36 protein-coding genes are annotated in these 24,755 nt (G+C 48.7%); 26 read left to right on the forward strand and 10 right to left on the reverse strand.

The annotated features are described in order from the left end of the window. Positions 1-21: 21 nt before the first annotated feature. The gene (locus ACJJIT_RS07295) at positions 22-483 is read left to right on the forward strand and encodes a hypothetical protein (RefSeq protein ID WP_444900477.1); all 462 of its coding nucleotides are present in this window, start codon (positions 22-24) and stop codon (positions 481-483) included. A 97-nt stretch (positions 484-580) separates the two neighbouring features. Here the strand turns inward: ACJJIT_RS07295 and ACJJIT_RS07300 are convergent, their stop codons facing one another. The 8 genes from ACJJIT_RS07300 to ACJJIT_RS07335 all read right to left on the reverse strand — a co-directional run bounded on the left by ACJJIT_RS07300 (position 581) and on the right by ACJJIT_RS07335 (position 4,781). Further along, complete coding sequence (locus tag ACJJIT_RS07300) at positions 581-1,420, reverse strand: DUF2971 domain-containing protein (protein WP_444900478.1); 840 nt, start codon at positions 1,418-1,420, stop codon at positions 581-583. Positions 1,421-1,627: 207 nt separating this feature from the next. Beyond that, on the reverse strand, positions 1,628-2,662 hold the full coding sequence (locus ACJJIT_RS07305; protein WP_444900479.1) for a tyrosine-type recombinase/integrase: 1,035 nt from the start codon (positions 2,660-2,662) through the stop codon (positions 1,628-1,630). Next, positions 2,662-2,901 (reverse strand): hypothetical protein, encoded by a 240-nt coding sequence (locus tag ACJJIT_RS07310; protein WP_444900480.1) that lies wholly within the window; start codon positions 2,899-2,901, stop codon positions 2,662-2,664. The genes ACJJIT_RS07305 and ACJJIT_RS07310 overlap by 1 nt, the downstream gene beginning before the upstream one ends. Before the next feature lie 77 nt (positions 2,902-2,978). Beyond that, positions 2,979-3,251, reverse strand: coding sequence for a hypothetical protein (locus ACJJIT_RS07315; protein ID WP_444900481.1), 273 nt, complete (start codon positions 3,249-3,251; stop codon positions 2,979-2,981). A gap of 89 nt (positions 3,252-3,340) precedes the next feature. Then, positions 3,341-3,628 (reverse strand): phage antirepressor KilAC domain-containing protein, encoded by a 288-nt coding sequence (locus tag ACJJIT_RS07320; RefSeq protein ID WP_444900482.1) that lies wholly within the window; start codon positions 3,626-3,628, stop codon positions 3,341-3,343. Then, positions 3,625-3,789 carry a hypothetical protein gene (locus ACJJIT_RS07325; RefSeq protein WP_444900483.1) on the reverse strand — a complete coding sequence of 55 codons (165 nt, stop codon included), beginning with the start codon at positions 3,787-3,789 and terminating at the stop codon, positions 3,625-3,627. The genes ACJJIT_RS07320 and ACJJIT_RS07325 overlap by 4 nt, the downstream gene beginning before the upstream one ends. A gap of 168 nt (positions 3,790-3,957) precedes the next feature. Next, positions 3,958-4,260 carry a DUF7673 family protein gene (locus ACJJIT_RS07330; RefSeq protein WP_444900484.1) on the reverse strand — a complete coding sequence of 101 codons (303 nt, stop codon included), beginning with the start codon at positions 4,258-4,260 and terminating at the stop codon, positions 3,958-3,960. Further along, positions 4,257-4,781 carry a response regulator transcription factor gene (locus ACJJIT_RS07335; protein ID WP_444900485.1) on the reverse strand — a complete coding sequence of 175 codons (525 nt, stop codon included), beginning with the start codon at positions 4,779-4,781 and terminating at the stop codon, positions 4,257-4,259. Before ACJJIT_RS07335 ends, ACJJIT_RS07330 begins: the two co-directional genes overlap by 4 nt. 130 nt (positions 4,782-4,911) lie before the next feature. On the opposite strand from ACJJIT_RS07335, the gene ACJJIT_RS07340 reads away from it, so the two are divergent. Further along, a complete protein-coding gene (locus ACJJIT_RS07340; protein ID WP_444900486.1) occupies positions 4,912-5,376 on the forward strand; it encodes a hypothetical protein in 465 nt (154 codons plus the stop codon). A gap of 44 nt (positions 5,377-5,420) precedes the next feature. Here the strand turns inward: ACJJIT_RS07340 and ACJJIT_RS07345 are convergent, their stop codons facing one another. Continuing rightward, entirely contained in the window at positions 5,421-5,936 is a 516-nt protein-coding gene (locus ACJJIT_RS07345; RefSeq protein WP_444900487.1) for a LexA family protein, read from the reverse strand. 223 nt (positions 5,937-6,159) lie between these two features. Here ACJJIT_RS07345 and ACJJIT_RS07350 point away from each other — a divergent pair, with 223 nt between their 5' ends. From ACJJIT_RS07350 to ACJJIT_RS07365, 4 genes are all read left to right on the forward strand, one after another. Next, positions 6,160-6,432: a hypothetical protein gene (locus ACJJIT_RS07350; RefSeq protein WP_444900488.1), complete on the forward strand. Its 273-nt coding sequence runs from the start codon at positions 6,160-6,162 to the stop codon at positions 6,430-6,432. A 323-nt stretch (positions 6,433-6,755) separates the two neighbouring features. Beyond that, the gene (locus ACJJIT_RS07355; RefSeq protein WP_444900489.1) at positions 6,756-7,418 is read left to right on the forward strand and encodes a hypothetical protein; all 663 of its coding nucleotides are present in this window, start codon (positions 6,756-6,758) and stop codon (positions 7,416-7,418) included. A 389-nt stretch (positions 7,419-7,807) separates the two neighbouring features. Further along, complete coding sequence (locus tag ACJJIT_RS07360) at positions 7,808-8,536, forward strand: hypothetical protein (protein ID WP_444900490.1); 729 nt, start codon at positions 7,808-7,810, stop codon at positions 8,534-8,536. A gap of 72 nt (positions 8,537-8,608) precedes the next feature. Further along, positions 8,609-8,800 (forward strand): DUF5675 family protein, encoded by a 192-nt coding sequence (locus ACJJIT_RS07365; protein ID WP_444900491.1) that lies wholly within the window; start codon positions 8,609-8,611, stop codon positions 8,798-8,800. Positions 8,801-9,334: 534 nt separating this feature from the next. Here the strand turns inward: ACJJIT_RS07365 and ACJJIT_RS07370 are convergent. Continuing rightward, positions 9,335-10,012 (reverse strand): outer membrane beta-barrel protein, encoded by a 678-nt coding sequence (locus ACJJIT_RS07370; RefSeq protein WP_444900492.1) that lies wholly within the window; start codon positions 10,010-10,012, stop codon positions 9,335-9,337. Between the two features lie 262 nt (positions 10,013-10,274). Here ACJJIT_RS07370 and ACJJIT_RS07375 point away from each other — a divergent pair, with 262 nt between their 5' ends. The 20 genes from ACJJIT_RS07375 to ACJJIT_RS07470 all read left to right on the forward strand — a co-directional run bounded on the left by ACJJIT_RS07375 (position 10,275) and on the right by ACJJIT_RS07470 (position 24,711). Next, on the forward strand, positions 10,275-10,652 hold the full coding sequence (locus tag ACJJIT_RS07375; RefSeq protein ID WP_444900493.1) for a D-Ala-D-Ala carboxypeptidase family metallohydrolase: 378 nt from the start codon (positions 10,275-10,277) through the stop codon (positions 10,650-10,652). Then, positions 10,652-11,020, forward strand: a complete 369-nt coding sequence (locus tag ACJJIT_RS07380) for a 3TM-type holin (protein ID WP_444900494.1) — start codon at positions 10,652-10,654, stop codon at positions 11,018-11,020. Before ACJJIT_RS07375 ends, ACJJIT_RS07380 begins: the two co-directional genes overlap by 1 nt. Next, complete coding sequence (locus ACJJIT_RS07385) at positions 11,017-11,226, forward strand: holin (RefSeq protein WP_444900495.1); 210 nt, start codon at positions 11,017-11,019, stop codon at positions 11,224-11,226. The genes ACJJIT_RS07380 and ACJJIT_RS07385 overlap by 4 nt, the downstream gene beginning before the upstream one ends. Beyond that, positions 11,216-11,935: a hypothetical protein gene (locus tag ACJJIT_RS07390; RefSeq protein ID WP_444900496.1), complete on the forward strand. Its 720-nt coding sequence runs from the start codon at positions 11,216-11,218 to the stop codon at positions 11,933-11,935. The genes ACJJIT_RS07385 and ACJJIT_RS07390 overlap by 11 nt, the downstream gene beginning before the upstream one ends. Positions 11,936-12,021: 86 nt before the next feature. Then, positions 12,022-12,543 (forward strand): hypothetical protein, encoded by a 522-nt coding sequence (locus ACJJIT_RS07395; RefSeq protein WP_444900497.1) that lies wholly within the window; start codon positions 12,022-12,024, stop codon positions 12,541-12,543. Continuing rightward, positions 12,506-14,506, forward strand: coding sequence for a terminase gpA endonuclease subunit (locus ACJJIT_RS07400; protein ID WP_444900498.1), 2,001 nt, complete (start codon positions 12,506-12,508; stop codon positions 14,504-14,506). The genes ACJJIT_RS07395 and ACJJIT_RS07400 overlap by 38 nt, the downstream gene beginning before the upstream one ends. Then, positions 14,507-14,722 carry a primosomal replication protein PriB/PriC domain protein gene (locus ACJJIT_RS07405; protein ID WP_444900499.1) on the forward strand — a complete coding sequence of 72 codons (216 nt, stop codon included), beginning with the start codon at positions 14,507-14,509 and terminating at the stop codon, positions 14,720-14,722. It abuts the gene before it with no gap. Then, entirely contained in the window at positions 14,722-16,203 is a 1,482-nt protein-coding gene (locus ACJJIT_RS07410; protein WP_444900500.1) for a phage portal protein, read from the forward strand. Before ACJJIT_RS07405 ends, ACJJIT_RS07410 begins: the two co-directional genes overlap by 1 nt. A 9-nt stretch (positions 16,204-16,212) precedes the next feature. Next, positions 16,213-18,261 (forward strand): ClpP-like prohead protease/major capsid protein fusion protein, encoded by a 2,049-nt coding sequence (locus tag ACJJIT_RS07415; RefSeq protein ID WP_444900501.1) that lies wholly within the window; start codon positions 16,213-16,215, stop codon positions 18,259-18,261. Between the two features lie 87 nt (positions 18,262-18,348). Further along, on the forward strand, positions 18,349-18,720 hold the full coding sequence (locus ACJJIT_RS07420) for a capsid cement protein (RefSeq protein ID WP_444900502.1): 372 nt from the start codon (positions 18,349-18,351) through the stop codon (positions 18,718-18,720). A 7-nt stretch (positions 18,721-18,727) separates the two neighbouring features. Next, positions 18,728-19,021, forward strand: a complete 294-nt coding sequence (locus ACJJIT_RS07425) for a head-tail joining protein (protein ID WP_444900503.1) — start codon at positions 18,728-18,730, stop codon at positions 19,019-19,021. Between the two features lie 555 nt (positions 19,022-19,576). Then, positions 19,577-19,903 carry a hypothetical protein gene (locus ACJJIT_RS07430; RefSeq protein ID WP_444900504.1) on the forward strand — a complete coding sequence of 109 codons (327 nt, stop codon included), beginning with the start codon at positions 19,577-19,579 and terminating at the stop codon, positions 19,901-19,903. 154 nt (positions 19,904-20,057) lie between these two features. After that, positions 20,058-20,759 carry a hypothetical protein gene (locus ACJJIT_RS07435; protein WP_444900505.1) on the forward strand — a complete coding sequence of 234 codons (702 nt, stop codon included), beginning with the start codon at positions 20,058-20,060 and terminating at the stop codon, positions 20,757-20,759. 104 nt (positions 20,760-20,863) lie between these two features. Continuing rightward, positions 20,864-21,268 carry a hypothetical protein gene (locus tag ACJJIT_RS07440; RefSeq protein WP_444900506.1) on the forward strand — a complete coding sequence of 135 codons (405 nt, stop codon included), beginning with the start codon at positions 20,864-20,866 and terminating at the stop codon, positions 21,266-21,268. Between the two features lie 433 nt (positions 21,269-21,701). Next, positions 21,702-22,088, forward strand: a complete 387-nt coding sequence (locus ACJJIT_RS07445; RefSeq protein ID WP_444900507.1) for a hypothetical protein — start codon at positions 21,702-21,704, stop codon at positions 22,086-22,088. A 111-nt stretch (positions 22,089-22,199) separates the two neighbouring features. Continuing rightward, positions 22,200-22,442, forward strand: a complete 243-nt coding sequence (locus ACJJIT_RS07450; RefSeq protein WP_444900508.1) for a hypothetical protein — start codon at positions 22,200-22,202, stop codon at positions 22,440-22,442. Positions 22,443-22,558: 116 nt separating this feature from the next. Further along, entirely contained in the window at positions 22,559-22,942 is a 384-nt protein-coding gene (locus tag ACJJIT_RS07455) for a hypothetical protein (protein WP_444900509.1), read from the forward strand. A gap of 85 nt (positions 22,943-23,027) precedes the next feature. Next, positions 23,028-23,564 (forward strand): hypothetical protein, encoded by a 537-nt coding sequence (locus ACJJIT_RS07460; protein ID WP_444900510.1) that lies wholly within the window; start codon positions 23,028-23,030, stop codon positions 23,562-23,564. A gap of 123 nt (positions 23,565-23,687) precedes the next feature. Beyond that, positions 23,688-24,056: a DUF6979 family protein gene (locus ACJJIT_RS07465; RefSeq protein ID WP_444900511.1), complete on the forward strand. Its 369-nt coding sequence runs from the start codon at positions 23,688-23,690 to the stop codon at positions 24,054-24,056. 262 nt (positions 24,057-24,318) lie between these two features. Further along, the gene (locus ACJJIT_RS07470; RefSeq protein WP_444900512.1) at positions 24,319-24,711 is read left to right on the forward strand and encodes a hypothetical protein; all 393 of its coding nucleotides are present in this window, start codon (positions 24,319-24,321) and stop codon (positions 24,709-24,711) included. The last annotated feature ends 44 nt before the right edge of the window (positions 24,712-24,755 follow it).

Below are 24,755 nucleotides of genomic sequence, written 5' to 3' on the forward strand. Positions count from 1 at the left end.
AAGTAGTAGCTAGGAGCTGTAATGAAGTATCTGCTGTCTGTAGTCTTGTTAAGTTGTTCTGCTTTAGCCTCTGCGGCAGGAGACTCAAATTTTTCAATAGGTTTGGGTGGGGATCATGCCGGGCTCGGAGCAAAGTACGCTATTAACCGAGGTAAAGATAAGTACTTCGGCGCTTTTGGTTGGTTGGGTTATACGGAGCAGGTCGGTTGGATTGAGGGATATGGTATAGGTTGGGAGCGTCTAGTGTCTTCTGATAGTCATTCTGTGGGGACTTTTTTAGGCACCGTCAGCCATGATACTGTGGGTGAGAAAGTTGCCCGCTATCATGGGATTTCCTTGCTCTACAACTACTATTTTTCAGGGTTTTCTGAGGCTTCATTTGTTATTGGTGTTGATGTCTATGCGGGCGCTAGCTCCGAGGATGAGCGGTATTTTGATGGCAATAAAGCTGGTGCGAGCTTGAAGGTGGCTTATCAGTGGTAGTGTAAGGTATAGATTATTGGTGTGATTTCAATTCTCGTTAGCTGGCACATAATAATTCTTGTTTTCTAGAGAGCCCAACTAGTGTGGGCTTTTCATGTTATTTTATTTGCTCGAAGCCAAGTTTATATTCGCTATCGTGTAGAGTTACTTCAAACAGTGATATTTCTGAGTTCTTTTGTTTAATTGCTGAAGTGATATTAGATTTTGCCCAAGAAGGCATATTTCCTGCGATATAAATTGCATTGATGCAGGATGGATTGTAGTAGTGTCTTCCGCGTTTTGTTGAGGTTAGTCTAAGCTCATTTTCATATTGCCAACTGTGTTCTTTGGCGTTGAAAGCATCCAAGATTTCGTAAGAGGAATTTGTATTGCCATTTAGGTAATCTTCCATGAGGGTTTTTAGATTAACTTCAGGAAAACTACCTTGTAAATATTTTACATACCTTTGCCCGAGTCGGGGCTCTCTTTCTTCGTTTGATAAATTTTTCTTTATAGATTTGTTTAGCTTTTCCAAGTCGAAATCTATGCAATACCCTTTAAACCCATTTGCATAATGTGCCCACATTTGGAGATCATTTAGAGGTGAGGGGTGGAGTGGGTGGTCGCCCTTATCTAATGATAAGGATAGGGTAAAATAATTTTTTCTGTAGTTTTTATGCCGCCTTTGAAACTCCTTTTTAGCTAATGCATCGATATCTTTGGAGGAGTTAATACTTTCAATATTATGAGTTGTGGCGTGGGGTTGGTTGTCCTGAATAACCTGGGAAAAGAACTCATTCCTTAGTTTATCTTCAACGCCGTTCTCGTTGAATCTAACATAGCCTTCAAAAGGATCATTTAAACTCGAAAAGTCGGCAAACCAAATATAGTTTTCGAAGAGGGCATCAAAGTCATTTTCAGTCCCATATCTAAACTTAAAAACTCTATTTTTTTTCATGGTGCGGGCTTGGCAATTTCAGCAATAAATCTATAGAAAATAAAATGCACAGTAGCTTTTTGTTATAGGTGGCGGATGGGTTTTGATGGGTGGAGCGCTTACCTACTAAGTACTGGAGAGTTAGGCTGGTGAAACAAGGGGGTGTCACATAAGGGTAATTAGCTAATCTTAATTGTATTGATGATAAAATCAAGAGACATTTAGGAACTACCTTGTGGGGTTTTTACTGTTGCGATCAAGACTAACCACCCGATCCGCCGTCCGGTTATATCTCTCCGCCATGGACCGCGTCTTATGCCCCGTAAATTTTTGCACATCCCCTTCAAAGTCACTAGCCGCTTTGATCTTCAAATCGTGAAAACGAAAGCGCTGTTTAATTGCCCCAGCCGCTAGTGCTGCTCGCTGTTCCCTTTGCCAGATGGCATTGAACCCAGTACGGGTGTAGGCGCGGCCAGCACGGCTGCGGATAATGTGGGTGGTTTGGATTTGTGCTTCTGTGTTGGTAGCTACTGCGCGATCTACGGCTTCTTTGAGCGCTGAGCTCCAAAGTTTTAACTGGGCTTTGCCTGTCTTGGCTTGCACAATAAGTAGGCCGTCTTCTTGAATCTCTGCGCGGGTGAGGGCGAGTACATCTTGTTGTCTTGCAGCGCAAAGGTAGCTGATTTCCATGGCGCATTGGTGCATCACATGGCCGCGATCGCCCAGCCATTGCCAGAAGGCTTGGTATTCCCAGTCTTCTACGTAGCGCCCGCCTGCTTTCTCTTTCAGGCTTTTAACTACCGCCGTTGGGTCTTCAATCTTCACGAATCCTCTGGCTTTACCCCACTTCATAACAATGCCGAGGAATGTTTTCTCACGGTTTGCGGCTGTAGGGCGCTCAGCTCCGCGGGCATCAAGGAACATCTGTACCAGAGGTGAGGTGATGTTATCCGGTTCCATTTCCCCAAATACCGCCAGAATACGCAAGCTATAGCGGTGATAATCTTTCTGGGTTTGAGGCTTGATGTGTTTAGTGTATTGAGGGGAGGCGAAGTAGAGTTCTGTTAGGTCTGTGAGGGTGAATGTCTTTTGTACCAATCCTGCCTGATACTTTTCGTAAGCGGCCCACACTTCTGATTTGCTAGCGTTGAGGTCGGCTAGATGCTGTATAGGCCAGCCTCTGCGCCTTACGCGGTATCCGCGAGGGTAGCGGACAACGTAAGGTGGCATCCATGCATTTTCGGGGTTGCGCCTTCTGCCCATTAGCTTGCTGCTCCAAGGTTAAAGCCTGGGGGTAGATTAACACCGGCTAAGTCGGGTTTTGAGGCCCCTCGGGCCAGAATGGCTTGATTTACCATTTCCCAGGTGAGTGCGGGGGATCGGTCCTTTTTCAGCACATAAGGAATCCGATTGGCATCGAGAATACGCTTTTGTTCCTCAGCATTCTCGGCACCAGCGCCCGTTAGGCGGGCTATCTCATGCTTGGTTAGCAAGTTACTCATCGCACATCCCTCGCGTTGTTGTCTTCTACCTAAAAAGCCCGCACTTGGCGGGCTGAGAAAACTATTTTTAATTAACCTCAGGCGTATTGCGGTTCTGCCTGGGGTTTTGATTCTGGGTGAGGGCAGTCTTTGGGTTTGTTTTCAATGATTTTCTGATCGACTATGCGATAAATTTTTGCCTTGTCGGTTTTCTTGTCGAATATCTGTGCCCAGTCGGTAAACAGGTCATTTTGAGCAATGCGCTGCACTTCTTCGAAGGCCTCTTCTTTGGTGGCGTAAGAGCGCTTGAAATCTTTGATGCCGCCCATCAATAGGTTGTAGGAGCCAGTGAGCAGTGCGTATCTTTTCATTGGATTTCCCCATTTTTAAAAATGGGCTCCATACCGGCAGCCCAAGGATGGTTACCTCTGACTGAATGCGCCGGGGCGCGGCTAAATTTCTAGCTGGCTTGGGAGATGGAACTCTTTTCGATCAGGTCCCGAATCCACACCATACCTTTCGATGTCACCTTGGTATTGATATACGGCACCTTCACCGGGCCACGGTTATATTCGGCATTCTCTGCAACCAGTAGCCCCTGTTGTACGGCGGTCTTTGTCGGTGAGTTGCGCATAGGTTCACGGCTATGCAAAAGATCGCTATTTCGCAGTAGCTTCAGCAGGTTGTTTCTGCCCATTTCTAAAGTTCGGGCGGCCTGGGTGATGGTGAAGAGTTTTTCCTTTTTCACGCTGCCTCCTGGTCCTTCAAATTTTGTTCTGATGGTTGGCCCTGAATAGCTTCGGAGAGAGCGGCTATCTGCTCGCGCATACCGTTTATTTGTAATTGCTGGGCTTCTACCGTGGCCATTAGGTCTTGGGTGATTTGCAAAAGCTGGGAGAATTCATTCATGGTTTGTGCCTACCACTTTCTTGAACTTTCTTTCCCTGCCAATTGCCGGCTCCCAGTATTTGCAAAGCTGACAACTCCAGCCACGCAATAACAGCTTTCCGTTGAATACTGGCTCTGTGGGTTTTTCGCAGTGGGCACAGTGTATTCGTGGCAGCTGTTGCGGTTGGTTCACGCTGCCCCCTTCCTTTGGGTTTCAAGGTGAGACCACTCGACACAAAGGGTGCGAAATTTTTTATCGCCCTGTGCGATTACGTTTTGGGGTTCCTTGCCTTGATAGCGAAGTGTCATCACGTTGAGAGCGTGCTGATAGTTCTCCCCATCAAGTAGTGATAACTCGGCAACGGGAACCGTAAAGTCGTTGCTGTTCCAAGCCGAAAGCAACACCTGTGCGGCAATTGCACTAGCACCGGAGTATCCGTTGGCTACAGTGAGCAGCGTTTCCACACTCTGGGTTGGGCTGAAAGTATTCATGCTGCATTACCTCCAAAAGGTGGCCAGACATTTTTGTGCACTGGCCGAGCAAAAGTGGGTTTTGGCTGTACGAACCGGATGAGCGTTTTGCGATCCGCGTTGGCGATATCGGTGCGCTGCTTGAGGCGATCAATATCGTTTTTGCTCGTAGCCGTTGGAAGTGCAAACACGGTGGCGGTCATGCGATTCCCCCCCCGGTTGTTGCGGATGCGAATGGTTCGAACTGTGGGGCGGCGCTGGAAGCGGGTGCGTAATTGGTCTTTAGCATCAACTCCCATGCTGCTGAGTACGCAGGCGAGCAGAGCGAATTGAATCAATCCGTGCTTTACAGCCTTGGCTACCGCTTCAGTACTGTTGCGGGCATGCAGCTTGTAAAAGCATTCCGCCAGCAAGTTGGTGACATTCGCTACAGAGCACCGCATAGCTTCGGCGGTTTCTTTGTTGGAGAGGCCACGGGCGCGATGTGTAAGCGCTTCAGCTTGGCGTGGCGCCAATGGCCTTAGATTGCTGGCTGTGTGCATTTTGATGCCCTGTCTTTGGTTAGCAATCACGGTAGCCGAAAGTTAATTGTTCGGTCAGTAGCCGTAAGTTAATTTTTTAAAAGGTCCTCTCCTTGATATGCTCAGGGAGCGCTTATCACGGAGGATAAGAATGAAAAAAATAAGACATGCAGTAGTAGGGGTTCTGCTAGCGGCTGGCCTTGGTGGCTGTAGTGCAACGAACAAGACGCCAGTGTTTATTAGTGAGTACTTTGCTTTAGAGCACCTTTCAACAAAACAAGAGGTATTGAGTAAGGCGAGGCAAGCTTTGTTGAGGGATGGGTTTCAGATTTTATCCTCTGATTTAGGGGCGGGTTATATCTCTACAACCCTAAAAAACTGGAAACTTACGCCTGAGCAGGCCAATTGTGGTGCTAACGAGGGCAGAGATTATTTAGAGGATAATTACACCAAGACAGAAGTTGCCTTTAATGTGGTTGTTGATGATAGGGATGTGATTGTTCGTTCAAACATTCAGGGCGAATACTTACCGGGGAAGCCGGCACAAGATCTCACTTTGAACTGTGTTTCTCGGGGTGTTATTGAAGTTGAGATGGTCAAAAAAATTCTGTTGTGACTCTCAGCATTCAGAAAGGCCCGCTAATGCGGGCTTTTTTTGTCCTACTTAGGGGTGTAGGAGCCAATAATTACGCCACAAAAGGATATAATTTTGCCTGTAACTTCCATCGGAGAGTAGGTTGGGTTGATGGGGCGTAGATAAATATGGCCCATATCTTCTGCATAGCTTTTGAAGATGACCTCACCATTTATTTTGGCGATAACTCGGCAGCCATTGGTCAGAGGTTTGTCGGGGTCGACAAAAATGATTGTCCCTTCTGGATAAGAGCGCTGGCCTGGGTAAGGGCTAGTCATGCTATCACCATTCACTCGTAATGCGTAAGAGCGGCCTGAGTGAGTACCGGGGCAGGGCAGCGAAGCTTCGGCTTCCCCTGGCTCTAATAGATCTACTGCGCTACATGGAAATTTATACAGGAGGTGGGTGGTGAGCTTTGAAGCTGCGGCATGGGCCATTAAACGCAGGACCAGAATACCAACAGCAAAGCTGGTTTTAATTGCGTTGGCCGATTGCCATAACAGTGATGCCTGGGTAATGCCTATCTGGCCGATGTTGCGCAATGTACAAAGCGCTCGGTGATTAATGCCGTCGAAGAGTTGGAATAACTGGGCTACCTGAGCACCGAAAAATCCAACGGGCGCAGGACCAATTATGACCTCTTTCTACACGTAAACCGGTGAAAATGACAACACGTCTTTCTCTATAGAACCAGTAAGAACCAACAAGAAACCAGTAGAGAGAGGTACAGTTCTAAATCGCGCCAACCCTAAACGCGGCATACGCTTGCCTGGAAACTGGGTTCTCACGGACAAATTCCGCACCGAAGCTCAACGCCTCCGCCCAGACCTGATCCACAGAATCCACGACATTGTCGAAAGTTTCCGCGATTACTGGATATCCCAGCCCGGGCAGCGGGGTGTAAAACTCGATTGGCTCGCCACCTGGCGCAACTGGCTAAAACGCGAGAAGTACTTCGCACCCCAACCTCAGGCGTCAGGGCAGCGGCTAACGCGAAGCCTCAGCGCAGTAGAAATCGCAACGGATACTAATTGGTAAAACCCAATCACCAAGGAGAGCTCACCATGTGCACAGTCACCATCCCAGAGGCCACCGAAAGGATTTCCACAACCAACCCCGTCAGCCCCCTAGCCGTATACTGCACCAAGCACTCTCACCTCGTGGAGGTTGTGTTCGCAAATACGGTGGTTACCCAATTCTGGATAAACCAGGGCCATATAAATTACCTGGGCACCTATCACCGAGACAATTTGCATGCGGCCGAAAGGCGACTTCAGGATTATTTCGAGAGCATGCCGCAGGCTGCTTGATGGAGTGCTTGGCTGGTTTTGGTTGCTTGAAAATTGCTTGGGGGGCATGACATGAAATTCGAAAGTGCTAGACAAGCGTGGCACGACGCCTTTGATAGCTCCACAGCTGCATTTGATTATGAAGCCATGGGCGGCAGAAGTACGGTTTCCTCAGTTGGGAGAGGGCGAAAAGTTGTAATTCGTGGAGAGGTGCAGGGCAAGGCCAACCAAGTCATTTGCCGGGTTACAGCCCCAACACTAGTTGCGAAAGAAACCCCCGGAACTAAGGACAGCGGCAATCGCATCATGGATGCCTGTGAAAAGGGGTTAATCCAAGATGCAGTTGCAAAGCTGCGAGCGAGTGATCCGTTGGCATACTGCTGGGGCATGGCCGCCTACGCCCCGCCAGCCTCAAGAGTCAAAGAGCGAGCGACACTACTGAAATACTTGATGAGTGAGTTCGACAAATGGCAGGAACCGCACCCGCGAGAAAAGGTTAGCCAGCTAGCGCTATTTTGTATTAATGCGTGTGCACTGCGCGATGTAAATGGCCGATTAATAGATCTGGTCCAAGCGCGGATAATTTTGGGATGTGACAAAAAGCGGTGGGATAGGAAGTGGGTAAAAATTTGGAAGCGTTTGCAACGGCGTTTGGACCCTTTACCTGCAAGAGCTTTGGGGTCTGTGTCTGAATTAGTGCGAGTGTACAAAGAGCGATTTAGGACTGCTTGTTGACAGCTTTGTCCTGAGCAGGTATAAATTCCCTAGCGTGCAGTTTTTCTGCTTTGCAAAATTAAACCGGCCTCTGAGCCGGTTTTTTTGTGCCTAAAATATCTGGACGTCCTGATGGTTAGCTCTTTTTATTCTGAATTTATTAAATGTTTAAAAGTTAAAAACCATTAATGGATTAACCGACATTAATGATTGTATACATATTTTGTTATGCCAGGTTAGTCAGGTGTTTTTTGTGAAGATGTTCTAACTGAGGTGATCTGAATCTCATGATTCTTGTTTGTAGCGAAATTAATTTGTAATGTGTTGCGCGCCAACCATTTGAAATATTTAAATTGAATGCTAATGAAGGTTGGGTTACTAGTTAAAAAGAATCTCAAGGAAAATTTTGAATGAGAAAAGTAGTTTTGCCATTTGCTTTGGCTGTTGCTTCGGTTTTTGCTACATCTGCTGCATTTGCAGCAACTCCATATAAGTATGACTATTGCACTTCTTTAGGGCTTGGTGGAGATACGAGCAAGGTTAAAGGGGATAGGTACGTTATAGCTGGCTCTACTAAAACCTATGAGCATGAAGGTGGTTCGGCATTCTATAAAGAAACTGCTTTATTTAACACTAAGGAAGGTTATGTTGGTGCTGATGATTACAGTTACCAAGACTTCAAGTGGGTGGCGAAAAAGAATATCAACTTCCCAACCCGTGGCTCAAATTATGTATCAATAGGGATACCGGTTCCGGCTGAGGTTGGCGGTAAAACTAATCTGTGTAAAAACATTAATGTTCAGTCTGCTCCCACTATCTCGGTAAAAGCGTTGAATGCTAATGCTGGAATATATGCTGCAGTAAACAGCTCCTATGATACTTCATACTCAAAGGCAGCTCTTGAGGGAGCGAAGGTTACTTATACTTGGTATTTTTCAAATATGACTTACCCTGGTACTAATTACCAGAAAGTTACTACAACACCATACACAACTGTTTATACTGATTTTGGTGGCACCTATATGGTGATGGCTACCATTAATGATGGCGCACATTCAAAGAGTGTAAATTTAGGGCAAGTGCGAGTTGCAGGCGGTGCAACACCATGTGATCCCTTCTGCACCAATCCAGCGGATTAATTAATTTCGCTACTTTCAAGGAGCCCGCTTTATGCGGGCTTTTTTTGCCCGAAATCCGGGAGCTATTACCTCATGTTTGAATTAACGCGATTCGCCTATGGGCCTGATGCCACATTGGGGCGGCTGAGAGTGCGTGACTGTGTGTTTTATACGGTAGAGCGCCCGTGGTTGGGGAATCGTCCGCTCGAGAGCTGTATTTCTGAAGGGATTTATTCCTGTAAGCCCCATAACTCTCCGAGGTTCCCCAAAGTCTCAATAGGTTGAGGGGCCCGCTCGGAAACGGGCCTTAAACTCTTAGTTTACTTTTTGCAGTTTAACTAAGGGAATGTGCATCTTTGCTCAGGGGTGCCTTCTTATTCGTTATCACTCGATGATGCGTGAGTGAATGTTGCAGCCGATAGTGCCATAACTGTTGCAAAAAGGGCGATTCCAAAATATTTCATAGATAATCCAAATTATTTTATTACTTCCGTTGTCGAGTTTTTACATTAGCAAAAGACCTTTTGAAAATGAAAAAACGCAATCTGTTCGTGCCAAGTATTTGCCCAATAAATCCTTATGGTTTCAGGGGGGGTTGTTGACCATTAATTAAAGCTGTTTATATGGGCAGTATTTTGTTGGAGCCTAGGTATTAATATATGTAAGGCTGCCAAGGTGTTCATGTGGCGACCGTTCATCCTTCCTTAAACCAGCTTCCCTGCCGGTTTTTTTGTGCCTGAGAGAGTGAGGGCGTCGCCCGATAGGTTGGCAAGCAATCACAGGAAAATCAACAGCCGGTTAGGCTGCTGAAAAATGCCTTTAGAAATTGTAGGTCAGGGCAAGGGAAGAAAGGGTGGGTTTCTTTTTGTCCATGTTAAAAATAGTGTGCTCTAAGCTAAGGCTCCAGTTGTTGTAGTTCCACCCTGCGGAAATTCCATAGTAAAAATCACTATCTTTTGTACCATCTTTGCCAGAGCCTTCAAAGTTAGTACTCTCGGTGTCTATTACATTCCCGTTGTAATCAGTCCAGGTTTGTTGCATGTTGAGAGTACTTTTATATTTCAAATCTGCATCCCACGAGTGGAACCCTGTGCGTACTCCAGCATAAAAATCTTTGGTTACATCTGTGGTAAATAATATACCCAGCATTTTTGATTTGATGCTGAGGGTTCTCTCCCTGCTTACTTCACGGTGGGAGGTGTAGGGGCCAGAATCTAAGTCATATGACTCGTCTGTAATGAAATTGTCGCTGCCATCAGCATCTCCCAGATCTGCATAACCAGCTTCAAGGGCAAAGAAGCGGTTAAGACGGTAACCTAAAGCTATGGTCCAGCCTTTAGGGGTGGAAAGGTCTACACCGATATTTGCTGAAGCTTCATATGAAGAAACATTCGTGTCTACCTTTCCATAAGAAGATCTCAGGTAAAAGTTATTTTCCGTCGCCATTGAGTTGGATGCAGAAAAGAGGATGACAGAGGCAAGAATTAATTTGTTCAAAAGATATCCTTCAATAAATGCAAAAGAGCTGTCTAATTCAAAATAGACGCTGGTATAACTTATACGATAGTACAACTAAAACCGTGTTCTTCATTGTGGGGAGAGTGTCAAGAAGTAATTACTCTGTTAACAGCAGAGGAAAAATGTCAGAACTTAAGTTAGGCGCATAATGCAATAGCCAAGTACCCCTAGTCAAAAATAAATCTACCCCTCCCACACGCTTGGCTTTCTCATCTCTTAAACATTTAAACACCGAGGCACCATGTTCCAGAATGACCATTTCAAAGAGTCGGAATTGGCCTGCCGATGTTGTGGCAAAAATCATTTCAAAGATGAAACGCTAAAGCGCCTGATTAGAGTCAGGGAGCGCTTCGGCAAGCCAATGGTTATCAATTCCGGTTATCGTTGCCCAGCTCACAACAAACGATTAAATGCGACCATGACTCATGCCACCGGGCAAGCTGTTGATATTTCTGTGGCCGTAGGCAGAGCACATGAGCTTATGAAAGTTGCCTTAGAAGAAGGTTTCAGTGGTATAGGGGTGAAGCAGAAGGGGCCGATCAAAAAGCGGTTTATCCATTTGGATGACCTTGATTCAATTCCTGGCGAGCGTGCGCGCCCTACGGTGTGGAGCTACTAATGATTTCCGCTATATCCGACTTATTCGGGAAGGTCATAGACAAGGCATTCCCGGATAAGACAGAGGCCAACCGCCTAAAGGCGCAGGTAGATTCAAAGTTAATCTCAATGGACCTGGAGGAGCTGAGAGCGGCTACCCAGGTGATCACTGCAGAAACTGGGGGAGAGTCTTGGTTACAAAGAAACTGGCGGCCAGTAACAATGCTCACGTTCGTGGGGCTGATCGTCTCTCATTGGCTGGGGTGGACAGCGCCAAACCTCAGCGAGAACCAGACTCTCGCCCTTCTGGAAATAGTAAAAATTGGCCTCGGTGGTTATGTCGTGGGGCGCAGCGTTGAGAAGGCAACTATTGCCTGGAAGCAGTCATGACACTTCAGGATGCTCTCAGAGAAATAGCGGATAAGGCTGGCTATATGACTGCTATTGGTGCTGGAACTTTCGCGGGTTGGCTTGCAAACAACTGGCTTGGTCTTGCTGGTGTGCTGATAGCTGCGGCAGGTTTAATAGTTAATTGGTATTACAACCATAAGCGCTTGAAGCTGCAGGAGCAGCAGGGCGGGGACGATGGACGTTAGTGTAAAGCTGGATACTTCAAAGTTTGATCGAGCATCTGCTGAATTAAAAAAGCAATTACCTTATGCCAGTTCGGTTGCCCTAAATAACGTGGCCTTTCGTATACGGGGAGAAGAGCGCTCAGCGATGGGGCGTGTATTTACAAACCCTGCAAAGTTAACGCTGAACTCTGTATTGGTAAAGAAAGCCACTAAGCGGTCAGGTATTGCCAAAGTCTTTATACGTGATCAGGTTTCCAACGGAACTGCACCGAGTAAATATCTGGCCCCGTCAGTCATGGATGTGAACCGGAACGATAAGCGCTTTGAGCGAGCCCTTCGGCATATGGGTGTCCTGCCTGCTGGTATGTATGTGGTGCATGGTGAGGCGGCAAGATTAAACAAGCATGGGAATATCTCGGTCGGAACCTATAAAAAAATCCTGGCTGAATTACGGGGTAACCCTGGCTCTACAAGGGGGGCAGGTAGTACGCAGGATAAGAAGGGGAAATATTTCGTTGGCAAAGTTAATGGTATCTTAGGCGTTTGGAAGAGGGCAGGCGGCAAACGCCGGCCAACGGTTAAGCCCATCCTGATTTTCCTCAAAGGCAAGCCAGATTACCGCAAGCGTTTCCCATTTATCCGTACTGCCGAAGGCATAGCGCGGCGTCACCTGCCGATTGAACTGGATAAGGCCATGGACCATGCGATTTCGACCGCAAAAAGACGTTGAACGGGTCCTCCTGTGGGGGCCAACACACGGGTGATTCGGACCCCGCTTTTTTAACAGATATCCAAAATTTCAAAGGGGGTTATACCTTGGCTGGTGATATCTCTCTTGATGATCAGGCCACACAATTGGGCTTTGCTCGCTTGGTTGGCGCTACTCAACCGGCTATTGCCAAACACTACAAGGCAGAGGTTTTTACTGTAGGTGCCAGTTTCAGAGTTTGGCTTCATGAATACTGCGAGCGACTGCGAACCGAGGCCGCAGGCCGCCAGGCGAATGAGGCCCGAAACCGTCGCGATATGGCGCAGGCGGTTGAATCTGAGGCGAATGCCCAATTAAAAATGCGCGAGCTGTACAAGCAGGATCAATTAATTCTGGATATTGAGTCTGTACGCAAAGCGATGGTGGAGTGGTCCACCGTTGGAAAGAATGAATTTATAGGAGCGGTAGAGAGCATCATTATTGCTATCGAAAGTCAGTATGCCATTACCGTCAACAGAGAACCCCTACAGTCAAACATTGAAGCTGCCCTCAGAACTATTGGCGGTTACGAGATTAAATTTACAGAGGCTGGTGAAGGAGGTACGCAAGACCTGGATACAGCAGCCTAAAATTCCGCTGATTGAGTGGTTGCCAGAAAATATCAAGTTGCCATCCGAAGATAGCGATAACGCTGGCTATTACCGGGTAGATTTTGTGCCCTATTTCTGGGGCGTAATGCACGCGCTCGATAGCCAAGTCTCCTGGATGGTTGTAATGCAAAAAGCGGCGCAGATTGGCTGGACGGTATTGCTAGCGGCAGATATCTGTAAGGTGGCGGTGACTGATCCCGCGCGGGTATTGATGCTCTTTCCGAAGGATTCAAAAGGCCAGAACTTCATGGATGAAAAGCTGGTGCCGATTATCGAAGGCTCGCCAGCAGTGAATCGGGTGATCGATGTCACCACCAGCCGCAAAGGCGGCAGCCGCTCAACGCGCAAGAAATTTCCCGGCGGTGAGGTGCGCACCATTGGCTCCAACTCAATATCCAATGTGAAATCCACCACGGCCCGCCGGGGCTATGTGGAGGAGCCGGACGATACCAACAAAGACGTCGGCGATCAGGGCGACTCTATTCGCCACCTGCGCGAACGCCTCAAGCGCATGCGCAATAAGAAATTAATTATCGGCGGCACACCGGCCGTTGCCGATCTTTCCCAGGTAGAGCACTACACCAAGCTCGGCACCATGCGCGTGCTGCCAGTGACCTGTCACGACTGCGGTGAGTCCCATGTACTGGATTGGGAAAACGTCAGCTGGCTGGAGAAAGAGGGCGGCACGCCACACCCGGTATTCGGCCTGCACCAGCCAGAAAGCGCGGTATATAGCTGCCCGCACTGTGGCAGTGCCTGGGATGACTACCGCCGCCAGGCCAATATTCTGCAGACCTGTAAAACCGCTCGAGAAAATAGCGATGACTTTGCCGGCTGGGCCAAAACCCAATGCGGTGAGGATTTTGCCGAGGACGAAATCGAACCGATAGAAACCTTTATGGAGCTATCCGAGCTCTATGTGTGTATCCCCGGCACCGGCCTTGCCGATGTGGTGCGAGATTTTCTCGAAGCGGAACACGAAGCCAAAAGCGGCGATGAATCCGCACGTATCGTATTCCAGAACAACAAACTGGGCCGGCCCTACCAGTACGCCGCCAGTCGCTTGCTGGACCATGAAAAACTACAAGAGGCCGCCGAGGATTACCCGGAATTAGTTTGCCCTGCTGGTGGCCTACTGGTAACGGTCGGCATCGACGTTCAGCACGACCGCCTCGCGATATCGATACGCGCCTTTGGCCGCAATGAAGAATCCTGGCAGAAGTACTGGGGCGAGATCGATGGCGATACCGCCGACAAGCGCGACGATTGCTGGGATGCCCTGGATAAGCTGGTGTTCCAAAGTTTTGAGCACGAGCGCTTCGGCGAGATCCGCGCAGCGGCAGTCAGTATTGATTCCGGCGATGGCGGCACCAGCAACGCGGTGTATCACTGGGTGCGAACCCGCGATAAAAAACATCGCAGCGTGCTGGTGATGGCCATCAAGGGTGACAGTAAAGACTTGGGCACCAAGGAAATCTTCACCCAACCCAGGCAGGTGGATTACAACAATCCCAAGCGCCGTACCAAGGCCGACCGCCACGGGGTTCGGGTTTATATGGTGGGCACCCACAAGGCCAAGGATCTGATCGCCAAACGTTTGCTCGGCACCAGTGCCTATATGCACAGCTGCAAACATGTGCGGCAGGACTATTGGGAGCAGGTCACCGCTGAGGTTAAAGCACCCAGTAAGAAAAACCGAGGCAGAGAAACCTGGCAGCAGCGCCCCGGTAGGCCCAATGAGGGCACGGATACTGAGGTCTACGCCTTACACGCCGCCCACGCCATGGGCATGCACAAATACAACGAAAAAAAATGGTCCACCATCGAATCGCGCCTGGGCCAGCGCACGCTATTTAGCGAACCTCAACAAACTACCGAACAGCCCATCGTTAAAAAACCAAGGCAGCCCGCGCAGCCAGCCGGCTCTCTACTGGATAGTTAAATGTCGAAAACTGCACAAGAGATGGTCGACCTCTATATCGAGGCCGAGATAGACGTGCTCGCCGGAAAAACCACGGTCATTAACGGCCGCCAATTTACCGCCGAGAACCTGCAGGAAATCCGCGCGGGCCGTCAGGAGTGGGAGCGCCGCGCAACTGCTGAAACCTTAAAGGCCGCCGGCAAACGCCCTGGGCCCGCCTACGCGAATTTTTGCTAATGAATAAACTGGATTTTGTTATCGGGTTTTTTGCACCCGAGGCTGCCCTGCGCCGTGTACAAGCTCGGCGTGCCCTGGAGATCGCCGCCGCCTATGAAGCCGCGCGCCCCAGTCGCCTGCGTAAAAACCCCGGTGATAATCGCAGCGGTGACCTGGTGCTGGAAGGCAGTGTGGAAACCCTGCGCGGCCAGGCCCGACACCTGGAGCAAAACCACGACTTTGCCTTTGGCATTCTCACCACCTTGGTCAACAACATCGTCGGCCCACGCGGCATCGATGTGGAGTTCCAACCCAAAACCTGGGATGGTGATATCCATGACGATCTTGCCAGCCAAATGAATGACGCTCATAAGGAATGGGCGCGGCGCCCGGAATGTACCCGGCAATTTAGCTGGGGCAAAGCCCAGCGGCTTTTGTGCAATACCTGGCTGCGCGATGGTGAAACTTTAATGCGGCACCTACAGGGCAGCGTGCCCGGCTTAAAACACCGCACCCCCGTGCCTTACACCATCGAATGCCTGGAGCCGGATTTCCTGCCGGTGGATTACAACGATCCCAGTAAACGCATAGTGCAGGGCATTCAAAAATCCGCCTGGGGTGAACCTTCGGGCTTTTGGTTGTACGACGAACATCCGGGGGCCTCATTGAACTGGCGCATGAAGCGCAGGTTTCACAGTGCCGACAATATCGAGCACCTGAAATTTGTACGCAGGCTGCACCAAACCCGTGGAGTTTCCATTTTTGCAGCGGTGATGAATCGCCTCAACGATATTAAAGACTATGAAGAAAACGAGCGCGTCGCCGCCAAGATTGCCTCAGCCATGGTGGGTTTTATTCAAAAGGGCGGCCCTGATACTTATGACGCTGAGTCTTATGATGAGAATGGAAACCGCACCCTCGATATCCGTGCCGGTGCCATCTATGACGATCTCCGCCCTGGGGAATCAGTCGGCACCATTCAGAGTAATCGCCCCAGTGGTCTGCTAACGCCATTTTTAGAAACCATGCACCGCATGGCCGCCGCCGGCACCATGGCCAGCTTTAGCAGTATCAGCAAAAACTACAACGGGACTTATAGCGCCCAGCGCCAGGAGCTGGTAGAGCAGTGGGCAAACTACGAAACCCTCAGCCTGGAATTCTGCGAGGAAATTGTAGAGCCGGCCACCCGTCGCTGGGTACAAATGGGCTTACTGGCGGATGCTTTCAAAGTGCCGAGTGATGTCGATCCATCCACATTAATGCACGTCGATTTTATTACCCCGGTGATGCCCTGGATTAACCCGGTCCATGAAGCCAGCGCCGATGAAACCCTGCTGGAAAATGTACTGGCCAGCCCACAGCAGACCATCCGCCGCCGAGGCAAAAGGCCGGACGATGTGATTAAGCAAACCGCTGCCTGGCAGCGAAAGCTCAAACAAAACGACATTACCACCCCAAGCAAACGCGAAGCCGTACCCGCGCAAGAAACTGAATCTGAATAGGAGGCAGCCATGCCGAATAAATCCTGGTACAGCATCACCGCTGCCGCCAATACCAGTGAAGCTGATATCTATCTGTACGACTATATCGGCTACTGGGAGTTGACCGCCAAAGATTTTGCCCGCGATCTCAAAGCACTCGGAGATGTCAGCAAGATCAATCTGCATATCAACTGCCCCGGCGGCGATGTGTTCGACGGTACCGCCATCTACAACCTGCTTAAAGACCATAAAGCCGAAGTGGAAACTTGGATTGAAGGCATCGCAGCCAGTATGGGCAGCGTGATCGCCCTCGCCGGGGATAGGGTCCATATCGCCGAGAACGCCTATTACATGGTGCACAACCCCAGTGCCGGTGTTCGCGGTGACGAGCGCGCTCTGGAAAAAACCAAGAGCCTGCTGGCCAAAGTCAAAGCCACCATGAAAAGCCTGTATTCCTCCCGCTCCGGAATGTCGGATGAGGAAATCAGCCAAGTGATGGATGACGAGACTTGGTATACCGGCGCCGAAGCGGTAGAAGCAGGCTTCGCCACCGATACCACTGCAGCCATCGAGATGGCTGCCAGCTTCAGTGCTGATCACTTAAACCAATTTAAAAACACCCCGCAAGCCATTAACGCATTGGTCATGCAGGGGCCCACTGAATTTAGATTCCCGTCTGCGGTTGCAGGCAACTCAACCCAAACCCAAACCAAGGAAGCGCAAGCTATGACCACAACTACCTCCACCACGCCAGCTGCAACCGCTGCGCCCGAGGTTACCCCAGAAATGAAAGCGCAGATTGCCGCCGATGCCAAAGCGCAATTTGCCGCCGATGAGAAAAAGCGCAAAGACACTATCAAAGCCGTATTTAAGGGCTTCGAAGCGCACAGCACGGTAATGCAATCCTGCCTGGAGGATATGGACTGCACCGCCGAAAAAGCCAAAGACAAACTGCTCGAAGCCCTCGGCAGCCAAACCCCAACCCCCGTGCAAAGCTACAGCCTGGTGGTGCAGGAAGGTGAAGGCATTAAGCGCCTCAAGGCCGATGCCGAAAATGCGATTGCTGTACGTGCCCTCGGTGAAAAACGCACAGAGGGCAACGAACTCAGCGGCTACACCATGATGGAGATTGCCCGCATCCTCATGCAGGCCCACGGCCAAAGCTTGTCCGGGCTGGACAGAATGGGTGTGGTTGCCGCAGCCTTCACCCATAGCTCGGGTGACTTCGCAACGGTGCTCGGCAATATCGCCAATAAATCCATGCTCAAAGGCTATGAAGAAGCACAGGAGATCTTCCCGCGCTTTACCAGTGTCGGCAACCTCAGTGACTTTAAGCTCACCACCCGCACAGACCTGGGCAGCTTCCCCTCACTGCGCCAAGTCGCACCGGGGGCAGAATTTAAATATGTGAGTATCGGCGAGCGCGCCGAAACCGCCGCATTGGCCACTTACGGGGAACTCTTCTCCATTACCCGTCAGGCGATTATTAATGATGACCTGGGGGCCTTCACCCGAATCCCGCAAAAGATGGGCCTCGCCGCCGTGCGCACAGTAGGAGACTTGGTGTTCAGCATCCTGCTCAATAATCCCGAAATGGCAGACGGTAAAGCCCTGTTCCACGCCGATCATGGCAACTTGGCCAGCACCGCCGGTATCAACACCGCCAGCATCGATGCCGCACGGGTACTGATGGGTAATCAAAAGGATGGCAGCGCAGTGCTCAATATCCGGCCCAAGTTCCTGCTGTGTGATATTGCCGATGAGGGTAGCGCAAAGGTTGCCCTGGAATCCGAATTCGAAGTGGGTGCATCCACCAAAAACAACACCACCCCGAACAGCGTGCGCAATATTGCTGAAGTGCTGTCTGATGCGCGCCTCAGTGGCCACAACGGCTGGTACCTCAATGCCGATCCAGTAGTGCATGACACCATTGAGGTGCTCTATCTGGATGGCCAGCAGGCCCCGGTGTTAGAAGAGCAAAATGGCTGGAGTGTTGATGGGGTCGAATTCAAAGTGCGCCTGGATGCCGCCGCCAAAGCCTGGGATGCAAAAGGCATGGTGAAAACACCCAAGACCTAACCCCAATCCCAACTGAAATTAAACCGGAAAGGGCCGCACTGCGCGGCCTTTTTTATTTCTACTGCTTTATCCACTGAGAAAAAGATTATGGCTACGAATTTTGTACAAGACGGGCGCATGCTCGATGTCACTAACGATACCAGCGCAGAGATTACTTCCGGCCAGGTAGTACCGGTCGGTGCCGTCCTGGGTGTGGCGATGGATGATATCGCCGTGGGCGCATCCGGCGTGATTGCCATTGATGGCGTATTCACCGTGCCCAAGGTATCCGCCGCAGAAATCAATCAGGGCGAAACCCTCACCTGGGTAACCGCCTCCAGCGCATTCGATAACAACGCAGCCACCGCAGCCACTGGCGATATCACCGGCTCCACCGCCTTCGCCGCAGAGGCTGCCGGGAATGGCGTTACCAGTTTTGCCGTCAAGTTTACCGGCGTACCGGGCACCGTGAAGGCCTAGGTGATCCATGGACCTGGACCAAAGAGCCGCAGAGCGCGCGTTTCGCAAATGGGGCAAGGCCGCTACCTATAACGATGGTAGCGGTGCTGAGCCTATAGATTGCCGAGTGATAAAGGATCAGGAGATTGACGCGTTCGAGGATGATGAGCGCGTGCGGGTAGCGCGTATTGAGCTGAGCCTGCTGGTCAGTGAGGTGGGGGCTTACAACTCAGAGGCGGTGATTGCGCTTGGTGGTGTGGCTTATACGGTGCGCAAGCGGTTGTCGGATGATGGGGTGGTTTGGCGGGCGTTGGTGGGGTGAGTAACCTGAGCGGGTAGGTCAGCCCAGGATTTATGATCATTGTGATTGTTATTTAATAGAGAGGCTTAAACTTACGCAAAAATGCTTTAAAATCAGCAGATTAAGTGAGCGTCTTATATTGGGGATAGTGGTCATGATGACCACTATATAAATGTTATTGGTCGCTCGCTCCAGTTTTGTGAAGGTTCCGTTAAGAATAGCAGATGATTATTGGGGTGCTGTATAAAAAACCAGCATTGGCGGGGGAGCCCATAGTCAACGGTTCGACCTTCGTGTAAGCTTCGAAGCTTCAGCGACGCTCGCATAACGAAGTTGATGCGGACGGCGCAGCCGCTTCGAAGCAAGGCCGCGAACCTAGAGCTGCTAATTTCTCTCTCCGAATCGTGGTAGACAGTAGCAAGAAAGATATTTGTAGTGGATTTGTACACAATGCCACGAGCAACAAATAACAACCCGATGATGCGGAAACCTAAAAGTTGTCATTCCCTTTGCTTGGGCAAAGGCACTGCCAACTTTCTTAACGGTTCCGCATATCTATTTTCGTTAGGTTTTCGAATGAATATAGTAAAAAATAAGAGTTTTTATTGGTTGGTTCTCGCACTACTTATTCTTCCTTCATTGGAGTTCCTTCCGATCGGTAGTGAGTCGGTAGCACTCAGCATTGGATTTATGGTAGTTGGGTTTGTTTCTTTCCTTGCTGTAATATTTGTATTTTGGGTCTCCTTCTGCGCCCACGGAAAGAGCTTTGCATTAATCGGGGCAGCTGTGTATCTATTTCTCTCATTCATGTCTGGCTTCTTCTATTTGGCTGCAATTGCATTGGTGGTAGGATATTGGCTCTATTTTCGGGGTCCAATTGCGGGGCTGTCGGGGCAAACCTAACAATCACGGGCAGTAATGCTGCGGCCCTTTGGGCCTCCGCGGGACGGCTTACCTTGCGCGCGTTTTGCGCGAGTCGCTACGCTCCCATTTTCGCGCAAAACGCGCACAAGCCAATCCGCCCCTGCCGTGGGCGTTAGCCAATCGGTACTTCGAAATGAAAAAGAGATTCTCTGATCTACTTGATAAGAATGAAGAATACATTGGCACTGAGCATAGAGTTTGGTGGCGTAAGATTGTTGAAGATCTGCTGGATACTTATGACAAACTAACACCTACAAAGGAATATTTGGTAGAAGATCCTTTATCCCGAACTACTCGGATAGCAAAGCGCAACCTATTAATAGCCGCAAGCCTCCTGTTGCTTTTGGCAACATATGGTGTGTCAACTTCTGAGGCTAAGGTTTTTGGCTTAGGCCTTCTATCCAAAGACTCATATATACTCCCAGGAGCATTCGCTTCTATTGTTATTTATCAACTGGCGTCATACCTGCTGAACTATGCTAGAGATGTAAACAGGTTATTCCACGCAAAGGTAGGCCTTGCTCATGAGCCACTGGTCTATCCGCTCTATTTAATACAGAATCATCTAATTCAAATTGAAAGCAACGCAAGGAAAGGCATTCCATTTGCACAAGACCTTGAAGAAAACGCTAAAAAATACGGAGATTTTGTTTCAAAGGTTGGAACAAGCTACTTAAAGGTTAAGGCATTAACTACTTTTAGCTATGCGCGCTTTATTTTAGAAGTCTTTGTCTGGGATCTACTTGTACCATTAATAATTACTAGCGCCGCATTATCCCTGACATTAAATTCCTTGTTCAAAGTGCTTAATGATGTTTCTAGCAAGCTGCTATAGCATGGCTAACAAAACCAAGCACGAACGCCAGCAAAGCTGGCTGGACCTCTATTTCGGGGCTTCGCCCCTACATTGCGGCCCGTGTTGGCGGCGTTAAATGTCATATGAATAAGATCGGTAAATACACAGTACTAATGGCCGCTATGGTGAGTGCAATGTTGTGCTTGTCACTTTACTTTCGTCCGCCAAGTGTGTTCGATTTGCCGCGCTATTTGGACATCTTTCTAAATATTAAGAGCTATTTTGCTCAAGGGCTACTTTCAGGGATGGTGGGCTTGGTCCTTGCTAAGAAGTTAGGGGTTTCTAAGCACGCTGTCTTTACTTTAGGTCTCGCTATCTCTGTTGTGCTTTTGGCCTTAAATAGTTTGAGAGTTCAATCTATGGATTTTTATCATGCACAATTTGTTGCATTGCCACTGATTAGTGGTATTGCAGGCGGAATCACCATAGCCGAATATGTGCAACATTTAACAAGTTTAGGCACCCGACGCCTGCGGCGCTGGTGCTAAAAGCGTTAAATGCTCAGGAGCCGGCGTAATTGTTTTTAAGGTATTTCAGTATCGGTTTTATGGAGCTTTTGATTGCTGTAGGCCTCATCTATCCTCTTTGGATTTATGAGGTTGGAAAAGATAAGTTGCTAATGACGGTAGGGGTGTTGTGGCTCTTGAACTTTATCTCGTTACAGTATATTTGCTATCGAGGTGTACACTTACGGACATTCTTTTTAAAAGCGGATTCTTGCCAGGAGCGAAAGCTTAAGCAGGGAAATATGAAATCAATGTGGATGGCAAGTGGAATGCTATGTGGTTTTGGAGTAGCTTTTGTTTTCTTTAATAACCTACATGGTATTTAACAAACGGCTGTTGTGCGCCGCTGAAAGACGCGGCGGGACGGCTACGCTCACGCTTCGCAGCCCCAAAGCCGGGCGTTAAGCACTAAGTCATGGATACGATATTTTTCGAAACTGACCAGTTTAACCTCACTGAAGAGCATGACCACTTTATTAATCCAGGCTGCTTTGGTGAAGACTTTGCCAATTGGCTGAAACCTCATCTCGAAGGTAGCGGCATCAAGGTGTCTGATATCTACCAGGAAGACTGGGGTTGGGAAATAGATTGCAGTGGCTACTATCTGGGGGTTGGCGGAATTCCCGAAAACGGCTTATCCAACCTCGGCGAGTGGAGGGTTATGGTCTCTAAGAAGAGATCATTTATTGAGGGTATCCTTGGCAAAAATAAGCTATCACGTGAAGAAGCTATATTTTCCCAGTTATTCAGCATTCTAAATGCTGCCGGCTTTACCAAGGTTAGGTACGAGGAAAATGCTTAACAAAGCAAGGCAACACCGCCCACTGCGTGGGCTGGACCTCCATTTCGCAGCTTCGCTGCTACATTACGGCCGTTGCTTGCGGCGTTAACATTACAAAAAGAGAGAACAGCCATGGAGTTATCTGAAGTATTAAATTTGATTGGACTGCTGTTAATCACTTTCGGCAGTATTTTTGCCGCACTAGGTACGCCTGCACCTCAATACAACTCAGATGGGTCGGTCTCTTTGTCAGGTCAACCAGACAAGAATAAGCGCGTAGCCATGTATAAAAGGCAAAAGAGGTTTCCTCAGTTATTATGTTTAATTGGGCTTGGAGCATTTATTCAAGCAGTGGCTTTGTTCTTCGGTCAATAATGTTAACAAGCACAGACAGTTTGCGCCGGCCCCTGGCGGGGCCTCTGTGGGACGGCTTACGGTACGCTTCGGCCGTCCCTGCTGTGGGCGTTATGTTTCAGAGGGTGTCAGTAAGAATGGAAGCTAAATATGTCATTCCTTTTATAACTCTTCTATTAGGGATGTTAATAGGAAACAGGTTGGCTATTGGAAGAGATCGCAGAAAAGAATTCAATGATGCTGCTGATCCAGTGTTTGAGTTGCTGGAAAAGCAGAGGCATGAGGCTGAATCTGGTAGCTATCCAAATTCAGCTAACAAAACAGATGAATCGACTTTTATCGCTGTTAAACGCATGGTTCCTCCCTGTAAGCAAAGAGGATTTGATGAGGCAGTCAAAGTATATATGAAGGCACGTGAAGAATCAGGGTTTTGGAATGAAATTGGGAGATTTGTCTTTAACAATCCGGATACGCTAATTAGTGCAATTAAAAATCTTCAAATGTATGTGAAACGAAAATAAACATCACAAGTGCCGGAATAATCGCGCAATGGATTCGCAACAGGTTGCTCGTCTATACGGCGGGCGTTAGGTATTAAGGGGAGATATGACGAAAAACTCTGGAAATGCGGATGCTTGGATAAACAAGCTGTTGGAAGAGTTGGTTCATCAACAGGACAGAATGCTTGTCTTAATTGCAGGGCAAATGGTTGATGAAAGTCTCCGGCATATGATCGAGAAATTTCTGGTGCCAAAGCGATGCAGCGATGCTGAGCTATTGAAGAATAGTCGCCCCCTTGGAGAGTTCTCATCTAGAATTAATATTTCTCACCAGCTTGGTCTTATTTCTGAAGGCTTCGCCAGGGACCTTACGATATTAAGTAAAATGCGAAATGAATGCGCCCACACAATCGACGACCTAAATCTCGAAACCGAAGTTCTCTCTCAGAGAATCAAGGAAATATATGCACATGTATCCAAATCTATTGAGGTAGGAATAAAGGCATTATTGAGAAAGCACGGCATAGATGAAAATGGATTGCGTGCGAAGTTTATGGGTGCTGTATTTCGAATGCTAATGGTTATAGGTGATAAAACGGAGAATCTTACACCTCTGATCAAAGCTGAATCTGAGAAATATTAATGCCTAACAAATCAATCAACTACGCGCGTTGTGGCGCCGGGCAGCCTACGAAGTGCTTCGGATGCCGGTTATGTTGACGCTGCATGAAAAGCCAAAGCCAAAGCCAAAGCCAAAGGCAATGAAATGAATAATTATTCGACTATTGCTGTTAAAGCCGCAGAATTATTGATGAAGGGTGAGGAGTCTTCTCCTTTACAAGCATGGCATAACTCTGCTCAAGTAGTATTTCCTGATAGCGTTTCGGCACAGGAAAAAGGCTGCCCAAAATCTGCATTCCTTGGCGTGTGTGAAGAGGGATATGTATGTGGTGTTCCGAAAGGCAAATATACGAGTTCAACTTTAAACAAGAGGTATGCTTTAAGGGGGTTGGAGTTGTTGCGAGACGATCCAAGCCTTACAGAAATGGAGCTGTGGAAGCATGTGTCGAATAAAAAGTACAATCAGCAAATGCACGTTGTTAAATCATTGTTCGATGCAGGTTTAGTTAGTTAATAATGAGTTCATCATGAAACAAGTCGATGCAGTTCGTTCTGGCCCCGCAGGTCTTCACAGACCAGTCCACGATTCACACGGCCTGCCACAGATCGAGACGTTAAGGATTTAAACATAAAAATTCGTAATTTGATTCATGAGGTCCTTTGAGCCTTAGGTGCCATCAAAAAACACCTAGTGTGAATAGGTTCTTCCGAATTGTAATTTTATAAACCCGCAATCGCGGGTTTTTTTATGCCCAAAATTCCTGGAGCACTTCCCAATGACCCAACGCATCACCATCCGCGATGCCGTACTAAATAACTTGCAAACCCTACCTGGCTACACATTCCCCTCAGCGGGCACCACAGAAGGCATCGAACGGGAAAAACTGCCGGCCATCCTTGTGGGCTTTGCCACGGAACAAACTGAACAAGGCTTCTCAGGCACCACCCGCCAGCTCGATCTTGTCGTTTCGGTGGTGGTGCATAGCCGGGGGGATATCTATGAATTACTGGATCAGGCTACTGAGGATGTTGAGAGCGTCCTGCAGGATCGAACACTGGGCGGTGCCTGTGAGATTTTTGCGCTCTCGCAAACCGATTTTGCCTTGGATCAGGATCACCCCCTAGGCGAAGTACGCCTGACCTATACCGCCCAATATTCCACTGAATGACGCACCCTGCGTCGGACTTTCATTTCTACTAAAGCAACTGGAGA

The sequence above is a fragment of the Microbulbifer mixtoriginis (SeqCode) genome (assembly GCF_052467515.1).

Coding starts and splice junctions, on each gene's coding strand:
- ACJJIT_RS07450 (WP_444900508.1), top strand. CDS start 22,200: ATGGAGTTATCTGAAGTATTAAATTTGATTGGACTGCTGTTAATCACT.
- ACJJIT_RS07355 (WP_444900489.1), top strand. CDS start 6,756: ATGAAATTCGAAAGTGCTAGACAAGCGTGGCACGACGCCTTTGATAGC.
- ACJJIT_RS07295 (WP_444900477.1), top strand. CDS start 22: ATGAAGTATCTGCTGTCTGTAGTCTTGTTAAGTTGTTCTGCTTTAGCC.
- ACJJIT_RS07440 (WP_444900506.1), top strand. CDS start 20,864: ATGAATAAGATCGGTAAATACACAGTACTAATGGCCGCTATGGTGAGT.
- ACJJIT_RS07465 (WP_444900511.1), top strand. CDS start 23,688: ATGAATAATTATTCGACTATTGCTGTTAAAGCCGCAGAATTATTGATG.
- ACJJIT_RS07455 (WP_444900509.1), top strand. CDS start 22,559: ATGGAAGCTAAATATGTCATTCCTTTTATAACTCTTCTATTAGGGATG.
- ACJJIT_RS07335 (WP_444900485.1), bottom strand. CDS start 4,781: ATGCACACAGCCAGCAATCTAAGGCCATTGGCGCCACGCCAAGCTGAA.
- ACJJIT_RS07310 (WP_444900480.1), bottom strand. CDS start 2,901: ATGAGTAACTTGCTAACCAAGCATGAGATAGCCCGCCTAACGGGCGCT.
- ACJJIT_RS07305 (WP_444900479.1), bottom strand. CDS start 2,662: ATGGGCAGAAGGCGCAACCCCGAAAATGCATGGATGCCACCTTACGTT.
- ACJJIT_RS07300 (WP_444900478.1), bottom strand. CDS start 1,420: ATGAAAAAAAATAGAGTTTTTAAGTTTAGATATGGGACTGAAAATGAC.
- ACJJIT_RS07330 (WP_444900484.1), bottom strand. CDS start 4,260: ATGAATACTTTCAGCCCAACCCAGAGTGTGGAAACGCTGCTCACTGTA.
- ACJJIT_RS07405 (WP_444900499.1), top strand. CDS start 14,507: ATGTCGAAAACTGCACAAGAGATGGTCGACCTCTATATCGAGGCCGAG.
- ACJJIT_RS07415 (WP_444900501.1), top strand. CDS start 16,213: ATGCCGAATAAATCCTGGTACAGCATCACCGCTGCCGCCAATACCAGT.
- ACJJIT_RS07470 (WP_444900512.1), top strand. CDS start 24,319: ATGACCCAACGCATCACCATCCGCGATGCCGTACTAAATAACTTGCAA.
- ACJJIT_RS07430 (WP_444900504.1), top strand. CDS start 19,577: ATGAATATAGTAAAAAATAAGAGTTTTTATTGGTTGGTTCTCGCACTA.
- ACJJIT_RS07385 (WP_444900495.1), top strand. CDS start 11,017: ATGACACTTCAGGATGCTCTCAGAGAAATAGCGGATAAGGCTGGCTAT.
- ACJJIT_RS07365 (WP_444900491.1), top strand. CDS start 8,609: ATGTTTGAATTAACGCGATTCGCCTATGGGCCTGATGCCACATTGGGG.
- ACJJIT_RS07460 (WP_444900510.1), top strand. CDS start 23,028: ATGACGAAAAACTCTGGAAATGCGGATGCTTGGATAAACAAGCTGTTG.
- ACJJIT_RS07425 (WP_444900503.1), top strand. CDS start 18,728: ATGGACCTGGACCAAAGAGCCGCAGAGCGCGCGTTTCGCAAATGGGGC.
- ACJJIT_RS07420 (WP_444900502.1), top strand. CDS start 18,349: ATGGCTACGAATTTTGTACAAGACGGGCGCATGCTCGATGTCACTAAC.
- ACJJIT_RS07445 (WP_444900507.1), top strand. CDS start 21,702: ATGGATACGATATTTTTCGAAACTGACCAGTTTAACCTCACTGAAGAG.
- ACJJIT_RS07375 (WP_444900493.1), top strand. CDS start 10,275: ATGTTCCAGAATGACCATTTCAAAGAGTCGGAATTGGCCTGCCGATGT.
- ACJJIT_RS07410 (WP_444900500.1), top strand. CDS start 14,722: ATGAATAAACTGGATTTTGTTATCGGGTTTTTTGCACCCGAGGCTGCC.
- ACJJIT_RS07325 (WP_444900483.1), bottom strand. CDS start 3,789: ATGAATGAATTCTCCCAGCTTTTGCAAATCACCCAAGACCTAATGGCC.
- ACJJIT_RS07380 (WP_444900494.1), top strand. CDS start 10,652: ATGATTTCCGCTATATCCGACTTATTCGGGAAGGTCATAGACAAGGCA.
- ACJJIT_RS07360 (WP_444900490.1), top strand. CDS start 7,808: ATGAGAAAAGTAGTTTTGCCATTTGCTTTGGCTGTTGCTTCGGTTTTT.
- ACJJIT_RS07340 (WP_444900486.1), top strand. CDS start 4,912: ATGAAAAAAATAAGACATGCAGTAGTAGGGGTTCTGCTAGCGGCTGGC.
- ACJJIT_RS07315 (WP_444900481.1), bottom strand. CDS start 3,251: ATGAAAAGATACGCACTGCTCACTGGCTCCTACAACCTATTGATGGGC.
- ACJJIT_RS07435 (WP_444900505.1), top strand. CDS start 20,058: ATGAAAAAGAGATTCTCTGATCTACTTGATAAGAATGAAGAATACATT.
- ACJJIT_RS07390 (WP_444900496.1), top strand. CDS start 11,216: ATGGACGTTAGTGTAAAGCTGGATACTTCAAAGTTTGATCGAGCATCT.